Genomic DNA, 17,044 nt, shown 5'->3' on the forward strand with positions numbered 1-17,044 from the left:
GTCGCACTATGATGCCGTTCCCTCGCCCGGTGCCCTTCGCCATGCCGCGCGCCCGCCTCATCGCCGTCGGCGCCCTTCATGTCGACACGCCCGATCTCGCTCTGGCGCTGGCGCACGTCGAATCCTTTGCGGCAGAGGCCGGCTTCGAATGCAGCCGGCTGCGTGCCGAGCCCTATCCGAAGCTCGGCCCGCATGCGCGGGTGACGCTCTACTGGCGACTGCCAGAGGGCATGCACGCGGACGACACGGTATCCACCGCGCTCGATGAGTTCTGCGCGAACGTCGCCGGGCCGAAGCATGTGGCTCACCGCACCTTCTTCGACCATTCCGGCGTCGCGCCCGGCGCGCCGGGCATTCATGACGAGCGCATCCTCGACGCACGAACGGCGCCTTTCGCGCGGAGCGAATTCCTGTGGCTCCATATCGAGATCAACACCTGCCCGGTTGCGCAGGCGGATTTACGGGTGTGGGCTCTGGAGAGTTGATCGGCCATTGACGAAGTGGCCTTCAAAGTCCCAAGCGCCGTCTCAGCACCGACAGCAACGTTGTCTTCTCCTCGGCCTCGACCGTACCGACGATCAGTTGCCAGCGGGGCGCGCCGAATATCGCATTATTGTGCCGATGATCGTCTTTACCCGGCAATGGATGCCCCTTGATCGACGCCACTTCCGTAGAGCAGACCGGACACCGGTAGATGCCCGAATAGCGCGTGATCGCCCCAGCCCGATAAATCTTATCGAACCGCGGCGACGAACTGGGCGTCAGGAATTCGTCGTCTGTATAGCTAGCCATTGTCCATCACCCCTTCGGCCGGCCATCGCGTCGAAAGGGCATCCAGCGTTCGATGAACATTTCGATGCGTTGGCGACGTTGCCAGCGCCGTATGGCCTGCGCGCTCGGCGTCCCCCTCGTGAGGTATTGGATGGCAGCAACGATCATCCGCCAGCGAACCTCGCCCGGATCGCCCGGTGCGTGCTGGTGATCGTCCTCGCCCGGCAGCGGCTGGCCCTCGATCGAAGCCACTTCGGCACCACAACCCATGCACCGGTAGATGCCGGACCAAGGCGTCACTGCCCCCGGCTGACAATCCAGCATTGGCTTGGCTCGCGAGGGCCTCTCCAGGAAGGCGATGTCCTTGTAGGTAGCCACGCTGATTCACTCGCAATGCGACAGTTGGCAACATCGTGTTCGGCGTGCGCAATCCGCTCGCTTCACTGACTCCTTTACCTGAGCGCGAGGTTCGTTTTAAGCGGAACCTCATCTCGATGGCATCCGGATCGAGCATCCTTCGAGGCCGCCTTTCGCGGTATCTCAGGACGAGGCGGTTCTTTAGCGCGACGTCATCCTGAGGTGCGAGCGCAGCGAGCCTCGAAGGATGCTCACGTAGCGGACGGCCCATCAGCTACCCAGCACCAGCCGCACCGCCATCTCCACCGCCCGCTCGCGCTGCGCCTCGCCCACCACGTCCTCGCCGAGCAGCGCGCGGTGCAAAAGGTCCATCACCGCCACATCGTGGAACGCCCGGGCAATGTCGTCAGGCCGCGTGCCCTGCGCCAGTTCACCCGCATGGCCGGCGACAAACGCCGCGATGACGCCGCGCGAGGCCAGCGGGCCGTTCTCGTACCAGACTGCCCCCAAGCCGGGGAAACGCGCGGTGCCGCCGATCACCAGGCGGTAGAGCGCCAGATGCTCCGGCTCCAGCAGCAGCGCGACCAGATCGCGGCCGAGCGCCCGCAGCCCCTGCTCCAGCCCGAGGCCGGCGAGGTCGCGGGCGCCGAGGCGTTCCTGCAGGCGCCGGCAGCGCGCCTCCACGGCGGCGAGGAACAGGCCTTCCTTGCCGCCATAGAAGGCATAGACATTGGTCTTGGAGCCGCCGGCGGCGCGCACGATCTCGTCGAGGCTCACGCCGTCATAGCCGTGGGCCAGGAATAGTTCGGCTGCCACCGCGCGCAGTTCGGCGCACTTGGCCGTGCCGCGCCCGGTGCGACGATGCTCCGGGCGGAGCGCCGTGGTCTTTTCGTGCGTCTCGGGCGGCGTCTTTTCAGGCGCGGGCTTTGTGGAGGGCAAGGATGTGGATCTCCTCGATCAGCCCGTCCACCGCGGCGACGGTGAAATCGAGCGCTTCCTTCTCCGTCAGCTTGCCGTCCTCGATCTTCCCGCCGACCTGGGCGATGGCGACATGCGGGCGCACGATCGGCCGCGCCCCGGCGCCGGAGAGCGCCTCGCGCACCTGGTACTGGGCCCGCACGCCGCCGGCGGTGCCCGGCGAAGAGGTGACGATCAGCGCCGGCTTGCCCTTGATGGCGCCCCTGCCGCCGGGCCGCGAGGCCCAGTCGATGGCGTTCTTCAGCACGCCGGACATGCCGTAATTATATTCCGGGGAGGCGACGATCAGCCCGTCCGCCGCGGCGATGGCGGCGCGCAGCGCGGCAACGCCGGCCGGCGGGTTCGGGGTGTCGAGGTCGCCATCATAGAGCGGCACGTCATTGAGGCGGAACACCTCATAGTCGGCCTTGTCCGCCAGCGGCGCGCGCAGGCCTTCGAGGATCGCCGTCGTAAAGGCGCCGGCGCGCAGGCTGCCGGAAATGCCGAGCAAACGCGGGCGGGCGGAAGACACGTCGGAAGAGGACATTGGGGGCTCGCGATCTGGAATTGATACTGCGTAGTATCAAATCTATCGGGCACGGCGCCATTGGCAATGTGAGTTGGCGCAATCCCCTTGCGGCAATTCTGCAAGGACGCCGGAATGGCGCGCCTTTTGCCACGCTCGCCCCGTACCCATGTTCGTGTTACCGATCATGAACTTGTAGGAAAAGGAGCCGGCCGACCCGTGATCCTGACCGACCGCGACATTCGAGACGCCCTTGCCGGAGGCGCGCTCAGCATCGAGCCACCGCCCCCCGTGGACGCCTATGCGCCGAACGGGGTCGACCTCACGCTGGACTCCCGGCTCACGCTCTATCGCGATCCCGAGCCGGGCGAAGATCCGGTGATCGATCCGGCACGGCCCGGCTACAGCTTCCGCGACGCCATCCAGGCGATTGCCGGCGATATCGAGATCGGGGCCGACGGCTTCGTGCTCGATCCCGGGCGGCTGGTGCTGGGCTGGACCTGCGAGCGGGTCGACATGAAGCCGACCACGCGGCTCGCGGCGCGGGTGGAAGGCAAGAGTTCGCTCGCCCGCATCGGCCTGATCATCCACCTCACCGCGCCGACCATCCATGCCGGCTCCACCGGGCGCATCCAGCTCGAGATCATCAATCTCGGCCCGCGCCCGATCCGGCTGCGCAGCGGCATGAAGGTGTGCCAGCTGATACTGGAGCAGACGCTGGGCATCCCCGAGGTCGCCTATCGCGGCCAGTTCGCCGGTCAGCGCGCGGCGGAGTAGCCCTCCACACACGAGGTCATCCCGGACGGCCGCAGGCCGATCCGGGATGACGAGCAAATGGGATAGTCACCCGCCCGACTTCAGGAAGGCGATCAGGTTGGCGCGATCCTGCTGCGAGTGGATGCCGGTGAACGGCTTCATGTTGTTGTTCGGCACCACCGCCTGCGGATCGGCGATGAAGCGGTCGAGCGTCGCCTCGTCCCAGTGGAGGCCGGCACCCTTCATGGAGGAGGAATAGGCATAGCCCTGCCCCTTGCCGGCCTCGCGACCGATGATGCCGTCGAGGTCCGGACCGAGCCGGGCATCGCCCGCGGTCAAGGTGTGGCAGGTGCGGCAGGCATTGTTGAACACCATCTTGCCGGCGGCGGGATCGCCCGCCTGGGCGGCGAGTTCCGATGCGCTCAGCAGCAGGATGGCGGCGGCGAGGATGAATTGGCGTCGTCTGGCATGCGGCATGTTTCGGCGCTCCCGGATGTTCCCTCAGGGGAGCAATGCCTGGGATGCGGCGTGGGTTCCGCTGCTTCAACATCCTTCGAGGCCGCTTCGCGGCACCTCAGGATGAGGTGGTGCTTAAAATACGAACCCCATCCTGAGGTGCGAGCGTCAGCGAGCCTCGAAGGATGCCCACGCAAATCGCGCCCTCACTCCCCCACCAGCGCCGAACGCCCGAGCCGCCGCTCGGCGACATCGGTGCGCGCCTCGCTGCGGCGGAACTCCTCCACCTTGTCACCGATGAAATGCAGGTGCGCCCGGCTCGCCAGTTCGGCGCCGGGCGCGTCGCCCGCGATCACCGCCTCGCCGATCGCCTTGTGCTGCACGAGCAGCGCCTCGCGGAACGCCGGACGGCTGAACAGCTTGATGCGGCTGAAGAAAATGTCCCGCCGCAGCATCTCCGAGAAGGCCCGCATGACGTGCAGGATGACGAGGTTGTGCGAGCCCTCATAGATCAGCCGGTGCAGTTCGATGTCGGTCTCGGCCTCGTGATTGACGTCGTCGAGGCCGTGGGCCTGCTCCATGGCGGCAAGGCAGTCGCGGATTGCCTGCCGCTCGGGATCGGCGGCGCGCACCGCGGCGAGGCCGGCGGCGCGGCTCTCCACCGCCTCGCGATACTCGAAATAATCCGTCGTCACCTGATCGTTGGATTGCAGCAGCCCGACCAGCGGCTCGGTCAGGGGTTTGAGGAAATCGGCGACGCGGGTGCCGTCACGCGTCGTCACCAGCAGGCCGCGCGCCTCCAGCATGCCGAGCGCATCGCGCAGCGAGGGGCGGGAGACATCGAGCTTGGCGGCAAGCTCGCGCTCGCTGGCGAGGCGCTCGCCCGGCCGCACCACGCCCTCCAGGATCAGGCGCTCAATGTGCGCGGCGATGGTCTCGGCAAGCTTCTGCGTGCGCAGCGGCTCGATCATCGCGTCATCTCCCTCTCCTACCAAGGGTGAGGATTCCATTGATTGACATCCGTGGTAAAGGAATTTTACCAAGATGACCTTGCTGTAACCACCCTCCCCGCCGCGAGGCCGCGCTGATGACCGTCGTCACCAATATCCAGGACCTGCGCGCCATCGCGAAGCGGCGGGTGCCGCGGGCGATCTTCGATTATGCCGATCGCGGCTCCTATGACGAGGCGACGTTGCGCGCCAACCGGGCGGACCTCGCCGCCATCCCGCTGCGCCAGCGGGTGATGATCGACGTCTCGCAGCGCTCGCTCGCCACCACCATGCTGGGCGAGCCCGTGAGCCTGCCGCTCGCCATCGCGCCGACCGGCCTCACCGGCCTGTTCCATGGCGATGGCGAGATCCATGGCTGCCGCGCGGCGCACAAGGCGGGCATCCCGTTCACGCTCTCCACCATGTCGATCTGCTCGATCGAGGATGTCGCCGGTGCGGTCGACAAGCCGTTCTGGTTCCAGCTCTATGTGATGCGCGATCGCGCCTTCTCGGCCTCGCTGATCGAGCGCGCCAAGGCGGCGAAATGCTCGGCGCTGGTGCTGACGCTGGATCTGCAGATCCAGGGCCAGCGCCATCGCGACATCAAGAACGGCCTCGCGGTGCCGCCGAAGCTCACCGTCGCCAATGCGCTCGACATCGCCACCAAGCCGGGCTGGGCACTGAAGGTGCTGATGGGCAAGCGCCATTCCTTCGGCAATCTGCAGGAGCGGGTGCCCGGCGCCGACAGCCTGACCACACTGTCGCAATGGATCGCCGGCCAGTTCGACCCGTCGCTGTCGTGGCAGGATGTCGAATGGGTGCGCTCGCTGTGGCCGGGCAAGCTGATCCTCAAGGGCGTGCTCGATGTCGAGGACGCGAAGATTGCCGCCGCCAGCGGCGCCGATGCCATCGTGGTGTCGAACCATGGCGGGCGCCAGCTCGACGGCGCGCGCTCCACCATCTCGGCGCTGCCCAGGGTGGTCGAGGCGGTGGGCGACAAGACCGAGGTGCTGTTCGACAGCGGCGTGCAATCCGGCCAGGACATCCTCAAAGCGCTGGCGCATGGCGCCAAGGGCTGCCTGATGGGCAAGGCCTTCCTCTATGGCCTCGCCGCCGGCGGCGAGGCCGGGGTCAGCAAGGCGATCGAGATCATCGCGAAAGAGCTCGACGTCTCGATGGCGCTCACCGGCACGAAGGATGTGCGGGCGGTGGATCGGAGCGTGCTGGGGTTTTGAGGGTGCTCGGCGTGAGCATCCTTCGAGGCCGCTTCGCGGCACCTCAGGATGAGGTCGTTCTATAAGAGCAACCTTATCCTGAGGTGCCCGGCAACGCCGGGCCTCGAAGGATGTTGAAGCAGAACGGCGCCTAAACCTTCGCCGCCTTGCGCCCCGTCCCCCGCGCCGCGCCGGTTCCCCGCGCCGCCCCCTTCGGCAAACGCGTCGGCCAGCGCACCAGATGGTCGAGATAATCGCCGAGCGGCAATTCATCCTCCAGCGCCGCCACCCGCTTGCGCACCGAGACGCCGGCGGCATGCACGCTTTCCGGGTCGCCGGAGACCAGCGGGTGCCACCAATAGAGGTCGCGCCCTTCCGCCACCAGGCGGTAGCCACAGGACGGCGGCAGCCAGCCGAGCGAGCGCACCGCCTCCGGGGTCAGCCGCACGCAATCCGGCACCTGCGCCTGCCTGTTGGGATAGTCGCGGCAGCGGCAGCCGAAATCGTCGAGCAGCTTGCAGCCGATGTCGGTATAGGCGATCTGGCCGGAATCCTCGTCCTCCAGCTTGACGAGGCAGCAGCGCCCGCAGCCGTCGCACAGGCTCTCCCATTCCGCGGAATCCATCTGCTCCAGCGATTTGGTTTTCCAGAACGGCGCTTCGGTGCTCATTTGCGCCTAAATAGTCCGGCACTCACCAGTTTGCGAGCTTAATGCGTCACACTCGCGTGGGCGCGGGTGCTCCGGTATAAGATCGACGACGCTCCTCGGGAGATGCAGGCGTGGACGAGACGCAGAAAACCGATATGCCGGAAGGCGCTACCGCGCCCGATAGCGGCAACGCGCCTGCCACGCCGCCAGACGACCAGAATCCAGGCAACCAGAAGCTCAAGAATGGGCTGCTGGCGCTCGATTCCTGGATCGATTCGTCGATCTATTCGTTCCTCACCGGCACGCGAAAGGCGTGGGACGGTTTCGTTGCCTTCACCGAGCGCTTCAACCTGCAGGGCCCGGCGCGCTGGGGCGTCGAGATCGCGTCCGAGGGCATGACCTGGGGCGCGGTCGGCGCGGTGCTGATGCTGGCGCTCGCCATCCCTGCCTTCCAGGAGACTTCGGACGACTGGCTGAAGCGCGCCGAGCTCTCGGTGGTGTTCCAGGATCGCTACGGCAATGTCATCGGCGAGCGCGGCATCCGCCACAACGACACCGTGCCGCTGGAGGAATTCCCCGATCACCTGATCAAGGCGGTGCTCGCCACCGAGGACCGGCGGTTCTACGAGCATTTCGGCATCGACGTCGCCGGCACCTTCCGCGCCGTGCTGTCGAATGCGCGGGCCGGCGGCGTGGTGCAGGGCGGCTCCTCCATCACCCAGCAGCTTGCCAAGAACCTGTTCCTGTCGAACGAGCGCACCATCGAGCGCAAGATCAAGGAAGCCTTCCTGGCGCTCTGGCTCGAGTTCCACCTCACCAAGAACCAGATCCTCAAGCTCTATCTCGACCGCGCCTATATGGGCGGCGGCTCGTTCGGCGTGGACGCGGCGGCGCAGTATTATTTCGGCAAGTCGGCGCGCGACGTGAACCTCGCGGAAGCGGCGATGCTGGCCGGCCTGTTCAAGGCGCCCTCGAAATTCGCGCCCCACGTCAATCTCCCGGCGGCGCGCGGGCGCGCCAGCGTGGTGCTCGACAATCTGGTCGATGCCGGCTTCATGACCGAGGGCCAGGTGTTCGGCGCCCGCCGCAACCCGGCGACCCCGGTCGACCGCAAGCTCGACGACGTGCCGGAATATTACCTCGACTTCGCCTTCGACCAGGTGAAGGCGATCGTCGACACGCTGCCGAAGAGCTATGCCGAGCGCTCCTTCGTCGTGCGCACCGGTCTCGATCCCAACATCCAGAAGGCGGCGGACACCGCGATCCGCGACGCCATCCGCCAGTTCGGCAAGGATTACGGGGCGAAGCAGTCGGCCATGGTGGTGATGGAGCCGAACGGCGCGGTGCGCGCCATGGTCGGCGGCATCGATTATGGCGAGAGCCAGTTCAATCGCGCCACCGACGCGCTGCGCCAGCCGGGCTCGTCCTTCAAGCCCTATGTCTACACCGCCGCCCTGATGACCGGTAAGTTCACCCCGAAGACCATCGTGGTGGACGGGCCGATCTGCATCGGCAACTGGTGCCCGCAGAATTACGGCCGCTCCTATGCCGGCCGCATCCCGCTGATCACCGCGCTGACGCGCTCGCTCAACACCGTCGCGGTGAAGCTGGCGGAGGCGATCGGGCGCGGGCGCATCGTCGATCTCGCCCACGCCATGGGCGTGAAGAGCGAGCTCAAGATCACCCGCGCGCTCCCGCTCGGCGCCGCCGAGGTGACGGTGCTGGACCAGGCCACCGGCTATGGCGTGTTCGCCAATAACGGCATGTCGGTCGATGCCCATGCCGTCATCGAGATGCGCACCCCGGCCGGCGAGCCGGTGTGGAGCTTCGCCCGCAACGGGCCGAAGCCGCACCGCGTGATCCCGGAGAACGTCATCGCCGAGATCGTGCCGATGATGAACAGCGTGGTGGAGAACGGCACCGGCCGGCGTGCCATGCTGCCGGGCGTGAAAGTGGCCGGCAAGACCGGCACCACCAATGCCTATCGCGACGCCTGGTTCGTCGGCTACACCGGCAATTATGTCGGCGCCATCTGGTTCGGCAATGACGACTACGCGCCGACCCGCAAGATGACCGGCGGCACGCTGCCGGCCATGACCTGGCAGAAGGTGATGGCCTTCGCCCACCAGGGCATCGAACTGAAGCCGCCGCCCTCGCTGGAAGGCCTGCCGGTGCCCAAGCTCGACGGCGCGGTGGCGCAGGCCACGCCGCTGGAGATCGAAGGCGGGGTGATGCGCCCGGTGACGCTGTCACCGGTCGCGGCCAACCGGCTGCTGCGCATCGAGAAGCTGCTGCGCGACGCCTCGCTGGAGCAGCCTCCGGTGCGCCCGCGCCCCACCGCCGCCGTCGAGCCCAGCAATATGCCGACAGGCAATTGACGATTCACCGCCGCGCCATCATGCATGGTGCCGCCAATAGAATTCGGATCGCTTCGCAGCCGTGCGCGCCTTTTCCTTCCTCACCACCCTCGCCATTGGCGGCACCGTCGGGCTCGGCCTGACCTGGTTCGCCACGGTGAGCGGCTATGGGCTCGGCGCGGTGGAAGCCGGGCCTTGGCATGCCTGGCCGAAATCCGGCACCGAGGACGCCGATCCCTATGCCCGCGCCTCGCTGGCCCGCGCCGGCGAATTGCCGCTGGAGCAGGCCGACGGCCTCGCCTTCATCGCCAACACCGACGATGGCGGCAATGCGCTCGACGGGCGCTGCGACATCCGCCTCTCCGGCAAGCTGCCGCAGGCCCGGTTCTGGACGCTGACGCTGACGGATTCCCGCGGCCGGCTGATCGACAATGCCGCCAACCGCTTCGGCTTCACCAGCGCGGAAGCGGTGTGGAACGGCGACGGTACGGTGGACATCGCGCTCGGGCCGCGGGCACGGTCCGGCAACTGGCTGCCGACCGGCGCGCGCGACCGCGTGGTGCTGACGCTGCGGGTCTACGATGCCCCGGTCGGCATCGCCACACGCACCAGCGACGCGCCGCAAATGCCGGCTCTGGTGACGGAGAGCTGCCCGTGAAGAGGCTGGCGCTTCCCATCGCGGTCGGGCTGGTGCTGGCGGGCATCGTGCACTTGGTCAGCGTGCTGATCATGCCGAACTTCGCCGAGCGCGACGCCTATTCGCGGCTCTCGGTGATCGGCAGCACCAATACGGTGGCGCAGATGGACGACCCGACGCCGTTCGGCGCGGTGCTGCCGGCGACCGACCCGGCCTTCGTCACCGCCATCTGCCTGTATGATCTCGGCGAGGGCCCGCTGCGGCTCAGGGTGCCGACCAGCGGCGACTACACCTCGGTGTCGTTCTATACCAAGCGCGGCCTGGCCTTCTACGCCATCAATGACCGCTCGGCCGGCCGCCGGGTGATCGAGCTCGATCTGATGAACGCCAAGCAGAAGGCGGCGCTGCCGGACGACGAGGAAGTCACCGCCGCCGACCGGCTGATCGTAGTGGCGCCGGAGAATGAGGGCATCGTGCTGATGCGCGCGCTCTCCCGCGAGCGCGGCGCCCGCGACGAGGTGAAGCGCCGCATGGATGCCGCAACCTGCGGGGCAGCGTCGTAACTCTTCCCACCCGTGGTCATCCCTGCCGAAGCGAAGCGGTTCTTCCTTCCTCCACATCAGCTTCATCCCCGACGGCCGCAGGCCGATCCGGGATTGCAGGAAGGTGCCGAGCAACACCTTCTTGCGAACCCGGCTCTCCGCTTCGCTGCGGCCGGGATGACGGCCATTGGGGATATGCCTGCCCGATCAGCCCCCCGCACTCCTGCGCATCATCGCCACCTCATCCCTTCCCGGCCCGAACCGCCGCCCCGCCTCGATCGACAGGCCGACGCCGACCGAGCCGAAGGTGTCGCCCTCGATCACCCGGGCATGGGGCAGTTCGGCGATGATGGCGCGGCGCACATGGGCGAGGCGGGTCGAGCCGCCGGTCAGGAACAGCGCCTCGATATCGTCGGCCTTGAGCCCCGCCAGCTTCAGGCAAGTGGCGACGCGCGCGCTGATCCGGCTCGCCAGCGCCGCGGTGCGCTCGGCAAGGTCGGCCTGGCTCAGTTCGACCGCGATGCCCTCGCCGATCCAGTCGAGCGGGATCGCGGTATGCGGCTGGGAAGCGAGGCGGATCTTCGCCTTTTCCACCGCGCCGACCAGTGCGTGGCCGCGCCGTTCCTCGATGGCGCGGATCAGCCGGTCGATCAACTCCGGTCGGGCAGCGTCGCGGCGCACCTGGCGCACCTCGGTCAGTACCTTGGGATCGTACAGCCGGTTGATGCGATGCCAGGTGGAGATGTCGTGGAAATAGCTCGACGGCACATAGAGCCCGGCGCGCTTCATCGGCGTGTTGTGGCCGAGCAGCGGCGTCACCGAGCGCAGCGTCAGCACCCGGTCGAAATCGGTGCCGCCAATATGCACGCCGTCATTGGCGAGGATGTCGTCGCCGCGCTCCACCATCAGCCGCCGCTCCGGGCTGATGCGCACGATGGAGAAATCCGAGGTGCCGCCGCCGATGTCGGCGATCAGCGCGATCTGCTCGGACGCGATGTGCTGCTCGTAATCGAGCGCGGCGGCGATCGGCTCGAACTGGAAGCAGACCTCGCTGAAGCCGATCTCGCGGGCGATAGTGCGCAGCGCGTCCTCGGCGCGGCGGTCGGCACGCGGATCGCCATCCACGAAATGCACCGGGCGGCCATGCACCACGGCGGTCAGCTCATGGCCGAGCCCGCCTTCGGCCTGCTGCTTCACGCCCTGGATATAAGAGGCGATGACATGGCGGAAGGCGACGCGGCGGGTGCCGATCTGCGTCTTCTCGTCGAGCAGCGAGCTGCCGAGCACGGATTTGAGGCCGCTCATCAGCCGGCCGTCGACGCCCTCGACATAGGCCTCGATGGCGGCGCGGCCGAGCCGGCGGGCGCCGAAGCGATCGAAGAAGATGGCGCTCGGCAGCGTGCTCTCGCCATCCTCCAGGTCGCACAGCACCGCGCCATCATCGCGCGGCACGCCAAGCGTGGTGTTCGAGGTTCCGAAGTCCAGTCCGCACGCCGTCATGTGGATCTCTCTGCACGTTGCGTTTCAACAAAGAGGCGGAACGGCGGGCAAGCCGCCGTTCCGCCAGTCGCTCCACAGGGAGGAGCGGTGAGATGGTCGCCCGCTCATGCCACCGCGGCGCGCACCGTCCGGAACCGCCGCCACAGCGGCGACATCAGGATCAGCGCGGCGATCACCAAGAGCACCGCCGAGATCGGACGGTCGACCAGGATGATCGGATCGCCCACCGACATCGCCAGCGACTGGCGTATCGCCCGCTCCATCGGCTGGCCCAGCACGAAGCCGAGGATCAGCGGCGCTGTCGGGAAGGCGCCCTTCGGCATGATGAAGCCGATCAGGCCGAACAGCAGCAGCAGCACGATGTCGAACAGATTGCCCGACGCGCCATAGGCACCTGCGACCGCAATGCCGAGAATGGCCGGGTGCAGTATGTAGATCGGCACCCGCAGGATCTGCGCGAACACGCCGACCAGCGGCAGGTTCATGACCAGCAGCACGACATTGCCGATATAGAGGCTGGCGACGAGGCCCCAGAACACGTCGGGAGATTCCGTCATCATCAGTGGGCCCGGCTTCACCCCCCACAGGATCAGCGCCGAGAGCAGCACCGCGGTGGACGAGCCGCTGGGGATGCCGAAGGTCAGCAGCGGCAGCAGCGCGCCGCCGGTGTCGGCATTATTGGCGCCCTCCGGTGCGGCGAGGCCTTCCGGCGCGCCCTGGCCGAAGCGCTCGGGATGCTTGGAGACCGCCTTCTCGATGCCGTAGGACACGAAGGAGGCGACCGTCGCCCCGGCGCCGGGCAGCAGGCCGATGATGAAGCCGGTTATCGAGCCGTTGAAGAAGGCGAAGCGGCAGGCCTTCAGCTCCTCCCAGGACGGCAGCAGGTTGCGCAGCCCCTTCGGCACGGTGAGCAGCTCGCTCTTCTCCTTGCTCTCGATGTTGAGCAGGATCTCCGCGATGGCGAAGATGCCGATGGCCACCGTCATGAACTCGATGCCGCCGAGCAGTTCGCTCCTGCCGAAGATGAAGCGGGACTGCGCGGTGAAGAGATCGGTGCCGACGGTGGCGAGCCACAGGCCGAACACCAGCGACAGCACCGACTTGATCATCGACTTGCCGGACAGCAGCACCACCAGCGACAGGCCCATCACCATCAGCGCGAAATATTCCGGCGAGGAGAAGCTGAGCGCGAAGTTCGCGATCGGCGGGGCGACGAAGGTCATCAGCAGCAGGCCGACGGTGCCGGCGACGAAGGAGGCGATGGCGGCAATGCCGAGCGCCGCCCCTGCCCGCCCGTTGCGAGCCATCTGGTAGCCGTCGATGCAGCTCACCACCGAGGAGGCTTCACCCGGCATGTTGAGCAGGATCGAGGTGGTGGAGCCGCCGTATTTCGCCCCGTAATAGATGCCGGCAAGCATGATGATGCCGCCGGTCGGGTCCATGGTGTAGGTGAGCGGCAGCAGCAGCGAGATGGTCGCCGCCGGGCCGAGGCCGGGCAGGATGCCGATCACCGTGCCGAGGAAACAGCCGACGAAACACCAGAAGATGTTCGCCGGCAGCATGGCGATGCCGAAGCCATGCATCAGTCCGTTCAGAGCTTCCATTGGTCAGAATCCCCAGATGGCGCTGGTGGGCAACGGCGATTCCAGGAGCTCGGAGAAGCCGAGATAGAGCACCGCCACGATGGAGGCCGCAGTGATCGCCGCGCCCAGCGTCGGGCGGTTGAAGACCACGCGGATGATGAAGAACAGCACGGCGCCGAAGCCGATGATGAAGCCGAAGGCCCACATCAGCGGCACGCTCACCGCGAGCGCGGCCCAGGTGGAGAACGCCTCGAGGCGGCCGCCTTCGTTGGGCTCGTCCTGCGGCAGCGGCTTGCCGACGCCGCCGGCGCGGATTGCCTGCAGCGTGAGCCACAGCGCGAACAACAGCATCACCCCGCCATAGATCAGCGGGAAGAAGCCCGGCCCCGGCCCGTCGCGTTCATAGACGGTCCAGCCCAGCGATTGATGGACGATGTAGATGCCGAGTAACGATAGGCCGGTTCCGAATATGATGTTCGGATCGCGTGCGTATCTGAGCATGAAGTGCTCCCCGCTATATTCAGCTCATTGAATGGAGCCGATCCTGCTTTCCCGGCGGATCGGCGATATTGCTGCGGTGCTCGGCTTGAGCATCCTTCGAGGCTCGCAGCGCTCGCACCTCAGGATGAGGTTGTAAAAAAGCGACCTCATCCTGAGGTGCCGGCCGAAGGCCGGCCTCGAAGGATGTCCACCCCCGAGGCCCGATCCCCACCCCCAGGCAGGCGCCTACCGCACCACCTTCAGCCCGGCTTCCTTCAGGAGGTCCCGGATCTGGCTCTCGTAGTCGACCACGAACTTGCGGGTCTCCGCCGAGCTGATCGGGGCGCTGATGAAGTGGTTTTCCTCGACATACTTGTCCCAGGCCGGCAGCGCCGTGAGCTTGGCCACCAGCTTGTCGTAATAGGCGATCACCTCGGGAGCCATGTCGGGCGGGCCGAGGATGCCGCGGGTCTGGGCGAAGGTGGCGACATTGAAGCCGGCCTCCGACAGTGTCGGCACGTCCTTGTAGGCCGGCAGGCGCTGGTCGGCGATCTGCGCCAGCACGCGGATCTTGCCGCCGCGGATCAGCTCGGTCGCCTCGCTGGGATCGAGGATCATGATGTCGACATGGCCGCCGAGCAGCGCGGACAGGCGCTCGCCGCCCGAGGGGAACGAGACATAAGCCCAGCTGGTCTTGGTGGCGCCCATCAATTGCTGGCGCAGGATGTTCTCGCGCGAGGAGGCGTTGCCGCCGGACTGCTTGAGCTGGTCGGGCTTCGCCTTTGCGGCCGCGATGAAGTCGCCCAGCGAGTTGAAGGGCGAATCCGCGCGCACCGTGACCAGCGCCGGTTCGAAGATCAGCCGGGCCAGCGGGGTGAGGTCGTTGAGCCGGGTGGTGGCTTCCTGCTGCAGCAGCGGATCGATGATCCACACGCTGGTGAAGATGCCGATCGTATTGTTGTCGCCCTTCTTGCTCATCAGATAGGACGAGGCGTTGGTGCTGCCGCCGCCCGGCTTGTTCACCACCTGGATGCGCACCGGCGACAGCTTCGCCTGGTCGATCATGGCGACGAGCGCGCGGGCCAGCAGGTCATTGCCCGAGCCCGGTCCGCCATGGACGACGAGTTCGAGCGGACGGGTCGGCACGAATTCGCCAGCAAAAGCCGGCGTGACGGTGCTGAGCGCAAGCAAGGCTGTGCAGCCTAGAAAATGGCGTCTGTTCATTGGGTGTCCTCCCTCAATTATTATGTCTGGGACGGCCCGTCATTGCGGGCCGTCCCGAAGTGCAGGCACGGCGTTGTTCTTCAGTTATTCTTGAAGGCGTTCGCGCTGCTATTGGCGATCAGGCGCTCACCAGCTCGGCCAGGTTCCCGTCCGGACCAACGAATTTCACGGCAGCAGAACCATTGCCCGGCACGATCTTGCCGCCGCGCTCGGTGACCTGCTCGGCGACGGTCTTCGGATCGGCAACCTCGAGGCTCCAATATTCGATCGCCGGCTGCTCGCCCTTGACCAGCGACAGCACGGTCTCGCCGTCGGTGAGGTTGTGCACGGTTCCGTTGGAACCCGGCGCCGGCTCGAAGTCGAAGACGTTGCGATAGAAGTTCGCCGCCTTTTCAAGATCATTGACGTAGAGCGTGACCTGCGAGATGCGGGAAAGCTTGCTCTTGTCCTTCTTGAGGTAGCGCCCGATGCCGACGATCTCGCCAAGCGTGCCGTCGGCGGAGCGATACTTCAGCGCGCCTTCGGCACGGTCGGAATAGATCGAGCCGCCATTGTCCTCGATCTTCTTGATCATGCTCGGCCGGTCGTCGACTTCGATGCCGATGTGATGAATACGCGGGCCGGCACCGGCCAGCTTGGCTTCCTTCTCGTCCTCGCTGTCGTAAAGCATCAGCGCGAGGTCAATATTGCCGTCCGTCATGTGGCGCGAATGGTGGCCACGGGCGTGGGTATTCTTGGTCTGGTAGATGCCGAAGATATCCTCATAGAACTTCGTCGCGCTCTCGAAGCTCTCCATATCGCCGCATTTCAGGGCGATGTGCACTATTCTCGACATGACAATACTCCTTCGCTTCGCGGCCGGGCGGTCCGCAAATCATGGGTCAGCACATTGATGTAGAGTTGAAACCGGCCACGCTTCCTCAAGGGCAAGCGCGTGCCATTGTTCCGCTGTCATCTGACAGCGGTGCATTGTTTCTCCCCAAATCGCACCGGGATTTTTGCTAAGCTTCATCGAAGCGGGCCGGGGCGATGTGATGAAGCTAGGCGTACTTGAGGGGGGTTGACAAGTCTATTTCTTCTAAATAAAATACGAGGCAGCTCGTAATATTGACTACCATCATGAAATGGCGAGCAGCCAGCGACGGCAAGGCCTAATATACCGAACGAACTGAATGCCTTGCGTCGCAGAAAACCCAAGGTCAAAGCCCGAATCGAAAGGGCTCGCCTCCCGTCCCTCAGGTTCAACTTCCACAAATATCGGTCGATAAGGCGTGGAATACCACGCCATCGCCCGAAAATTATTGCTCGGGGAAACGTATCCGTGTCGGAAATTCGTATTTTTTGTGCGGGCGCCGCAAAAGGCCTCGTTGAAATCCTGGCCTCGCGCTTCGAGCAGGAGACCGGCCACACGACGTCACGCAGCTATGGCCCGGTCGGCGCCATACTGGAGCGGCTGAAGGCCGGGGAAGCCGCCGACATCGTGATCCTCAGCGAGAAGGCGCTCGCCGGCCTCGCTCAGGCGGGCACGACGACACCGACCATCGCGCCGCTCGGCGATGTCGCCACCTGCGTCGCCGTGCGCGCCGGCGACCCCTCCCCGCCGCTCGCCAGCGCCGAGGATCTGCGCCATTTGTTCAGCAGCGCCGATGCCATCCACATGCCCAATCCCGCGGTGGCGACCTCGGGCGCGCATCTCATGGGGGTATTCCGCGCGCTCGGGCTGGCGGAGGAAACCGCCGAGCGGCTGCGCATCGCCGGCAACGGCATCGCCGCCATCACCGAACTCGCCGCCTCGACCGCGGAGCGGCCGGTCGGCTGCACCCAGGCCTCGGAGATTCTGGTGGTGGAAGGCGCGCGCATCGTCGGCCCGTTGCCGGGCGAGTTCGCGCTCGCAACGCTCTATGCGGCGGCAGTGACGACGGCCGCATCCGATCCAGCCGCGGCGGCGCTATTCATCTCGCTGCTGACCGGCGAAGAGACGGCACCGCTGCGCGCGCGGATGGGCTTCCAGGCGACATAAGCCGGCGGCTCCAGGCCACATAAGGC

The 17,044-nt window shown here is 66.4% G+C and carries 19 protein-coding genes; 7 read left to right on the plus strand and 12 right to left on the minus strand.

Annotated features, from left to right (window positions below; translation table 11 throughout):
- Positions 1-8 precede the first annotated feature (8 nt).
- A complete protein-coding gene (locus G3545_RS09960; protein WP_170012102.1) occupies positions 9-485 on the plus strand; it encodes a hypothetical protein in 477 nt (158 codons plus the stop codon).
- A gap of 22 nt (positions 486-507) precedes the next feature.
- Here G3545_RS09960 and G3545_RS09965 read toward each other — a convergent pair whose 3' ends face one another.
- From G3545_RS09965 to G3545_RS09980, 4 genes are all read right to left on the minus strand, one after another.
- Complete coding sequence (locus G3545_RS09965; protein ID WP_170012104.1) at positions 508-792, minus strand: hypothetical protein; 285 nt, start codon at positions 790-792, stop codon at positions 508-510.
- Positions 793-798: 6 nt separating this feature from the next.
- Positions 799-1,149, minus strand: a complete 351-nt coding sequence (locus G3545_RS09970; RefSeq protein WP_170012106.1) for a hypothetical protein — start codon at positions 1,147-1,149, stop codon at positions 799-801.
- Positions 1,150-1,398: 249 nt separating this feature from the next.
- Positions 1,399-2,067 (minus strand): TetR/AcrR family transcriptional regulator, encoded by a 669-nt coding sequence (locus G3545_RS09975; protein ID WP_170012108.1) that lies wholly within the window; start codon positions 2,065-2,067, stop codon positions 1,399-1,401.
- A complete protein-coding gene (locus tag G3545_RS09980; protein ID WP_170012110.1) occupies positions 2,042-2,632 on the minus strand; it encodes an NAD(P)H-dependent oxidoreductase in 591 nt (196 codons plus the stop codon). The genes G3545_RS09975 and G3545_RS09980 overlap by 26 nt, the downstream gene beginning before the upstream one ends.
- A 198-nt stretch (positions 2,633-2,830) precedes the next feature.
- Between G3545_RS09980 and dcd the strand changes: the two genes are divergently transcribed.
- Positions 2,831-3,388 (plus strand): dCTP deaminase, encoded by a 558-nt coding sequence (dcd, locus tag G3545_RS09985; RefSeq protein ID WP_170012112.1) that lies wholly within the window; start codon positions 2,831-2,833, stop codon positions 3,386-3,388.
- Positions 3,389-3,454: 66 nt separating this feature from the next.
- Here dcd and G3545_RS09990 read toward each other — a convergent pair whose 3' ends face one another.
- Together G3545_RS09990 and G3545_RS09995 are read right to left on the minus strand one after the other, a co-directional pair.
- Positions 3,455-3,844 (minus strand): c-type cytochrome, encoded by a 390-nt coding sequence (locus G3545_RS09990; RefSeq protein WP_170012114.1) that lies wholly within the window; start codon positions 3,842-3,844, stop codon positions 3,455-3,457.
- A 185-nt stretch (positions 3,845-4,029) separates the two neighbouring features.
- The gene (locus G3545_RS09995; protein ID WP_170012116.1) at positions 4,030-4,794 is read right to left on the minus strand and encodes an FCD domain-containing protein; all 765 of its coding nucleotides are present in this window, start codon (positions 4,792-4,794) and stop codon (positions 4,030-4,032) included.
- A 116-nt stretch (positions 4,795-4,910) separates the two neighbouring features.
- Here G3545_RS09995 and G3545_RS10000 point away from each other — a divergent pair, with 116 nt between their 5' ends.
- Complete coding sequence (locus tag G3545_RS10000) at positions 4,911-6,047, plus strand: alpha-hydroxy acid oxidase (protein ID WP_170012118.1); 1,137 nt, start codon at positions 4,911-4,913, stop codon at positions 6,045-6,047.
- Positions 6,048-6,177: 130 nt separating this feature from the next.
- Here the strand turns inward: G3545_RS10000 and G3545_RS10005 are convergent, their stop codons facing one another.
- Positions 6,178-6,696, minus strand: a complete 519-nt coding sequence (locus tag G3545_RS10005) for a YcgN family cysteine cluster protein (RefSeq protein WP_170012120.1) — start codon at positions 6,694-6,696, stop codon at positions 6,178-6,180.
- A 110-nt stretch (positions 6,697-6,806) separates the two neighbouring features.
- Here G3545_RS10005 and G3545_RS10010 point away from each other — a divergent pair, with 110 nt between their 5' ends.
- The 3 genes from G3545_RS10010 to G3545_RS10020 all read left to right on the plus strand — a co-directional run bounded on the left by G3545_RS10010 (position 6,807) and on the right by G3545_RS10020 (position 10,232).
- Positions 6,807-9,053: a PBP1A family penicillin-binding protein gene (locus tag G3545_RS10010; RefSeq protein WP_246702762.1), complete on the plus strand. Its 2,247-nt coding sequence runs from the start codon at positions 6,807-6,809 to the stop codon at positions 9,051-9,053.
- Positions 9,054-9,114: 61 nt separating this feature from the next.
- Entirely contained in the window at positions 9,115-9,690 is a 576-nt protein-coding gene (locus G3545_RS10015; RefSeq protein WP_170012122.1) for a DUF1214 domain-containing protein, read from the plus strand.
- Positions 9,687-10,232, plus strand: coding sequence for a DUF1254 domain-containing protein (locus tag G3545_RS10020; RefSeq protein WP_246702763.1), 546 nt, complete (start codon positions 9,687-9,689; stop codon positions 10,230-10,232). The genes G3545_RS10015 and G3545_RS10020 overlap by 4 nt, the downstream gene beginning before the upstream one ends.
- 186 nt (positions 10,233-10,418) lie before the next feature.
- Here the strand turns inward: G3545_RS10020 and G3545_RS10025 are convergent, their stop codons facing one another.
- From G3545_RS10025 to G3545_RS10045, 5 genes are all read right to left on the minus strand, one after another.
- Entirely contained in the window at positions 10,419-11,711 is a 1,293-nt protein-coding gene (locus G3545_RS10025; protein ID WP_170012124.1) for an Hsp70 family protein, read from the minus strand.
- Between the two features lie 104 nt (positions 11,712-11,815).
- Entirely contained in the window at positions 11,816-13,315 is a 1,500-nt protein-coding gene (locus G3545_RS10030; protein ID WP_170012126.1) for a tripartite tricarboxylate transporter permease, read from the minus strand.
- A gap of 3 nt (positions 13,316-13,318) precedes the next feature.
- A complete protein-coding gene (locus tag G3545_RS10035; RefSeq protein ID WP_170012128.1) occupies positions 13,319-13,795 on the minus strand; it encodes a tripartite tricarboxylate transporter TctB family protein in 477 nt (158 codons plus the stop codon).
- A gap of 225 nt (positions 13,796-14,020) precedes the next feature.
- A complete protein-coding gene (locus tag G3545_RS10040; RefSeq protein ID WP_170012130.1) occupies positions 14,021-14,998 on the minus strand; it encodes a tripartite tricarboxylate transporter substrate binding protein in 978 nt (325 codons plus the stop codon).
- Positions 14,999-15,116: 118 nt separating this feature from the next.
- Entirely contained in the window at positions 15,117-15,833 is a 717-nt protein-coding gene (locus tag G3545_RS10045; protein ID WP_170012132.1) for a VOC family protein, read from the minus strand.
- Positions 15,834-16,319: 486 nt separating this feature from the next.
- Between G3545_RS10045 and G3545_RS10050 the strand changes: the two genes are divergently transcribed.
- Positions 16,320-17,018, plus strand: a complete 699-nt coding sequence (locus G3545_RS10050; RefSeq protein WP_170012134.1) for a substrate-binding domain-containing protein — start codon at positions 16,320-16,322, stop codon at positions 17,016-17,018.
- The last annotated feature ends 26 nt before the right edge of the window (positions 17,019-17,044 follow it).

The sequence above is a fragment of the Starkeya sp. ORNL1 genome, from assembly GCF_012971745.1.
Lineage (GTDB): Bacteria > Pseudomonadota > Alphaproteobacteria > Rhizobiales > Xanthobacteraceae > Ancylobacter.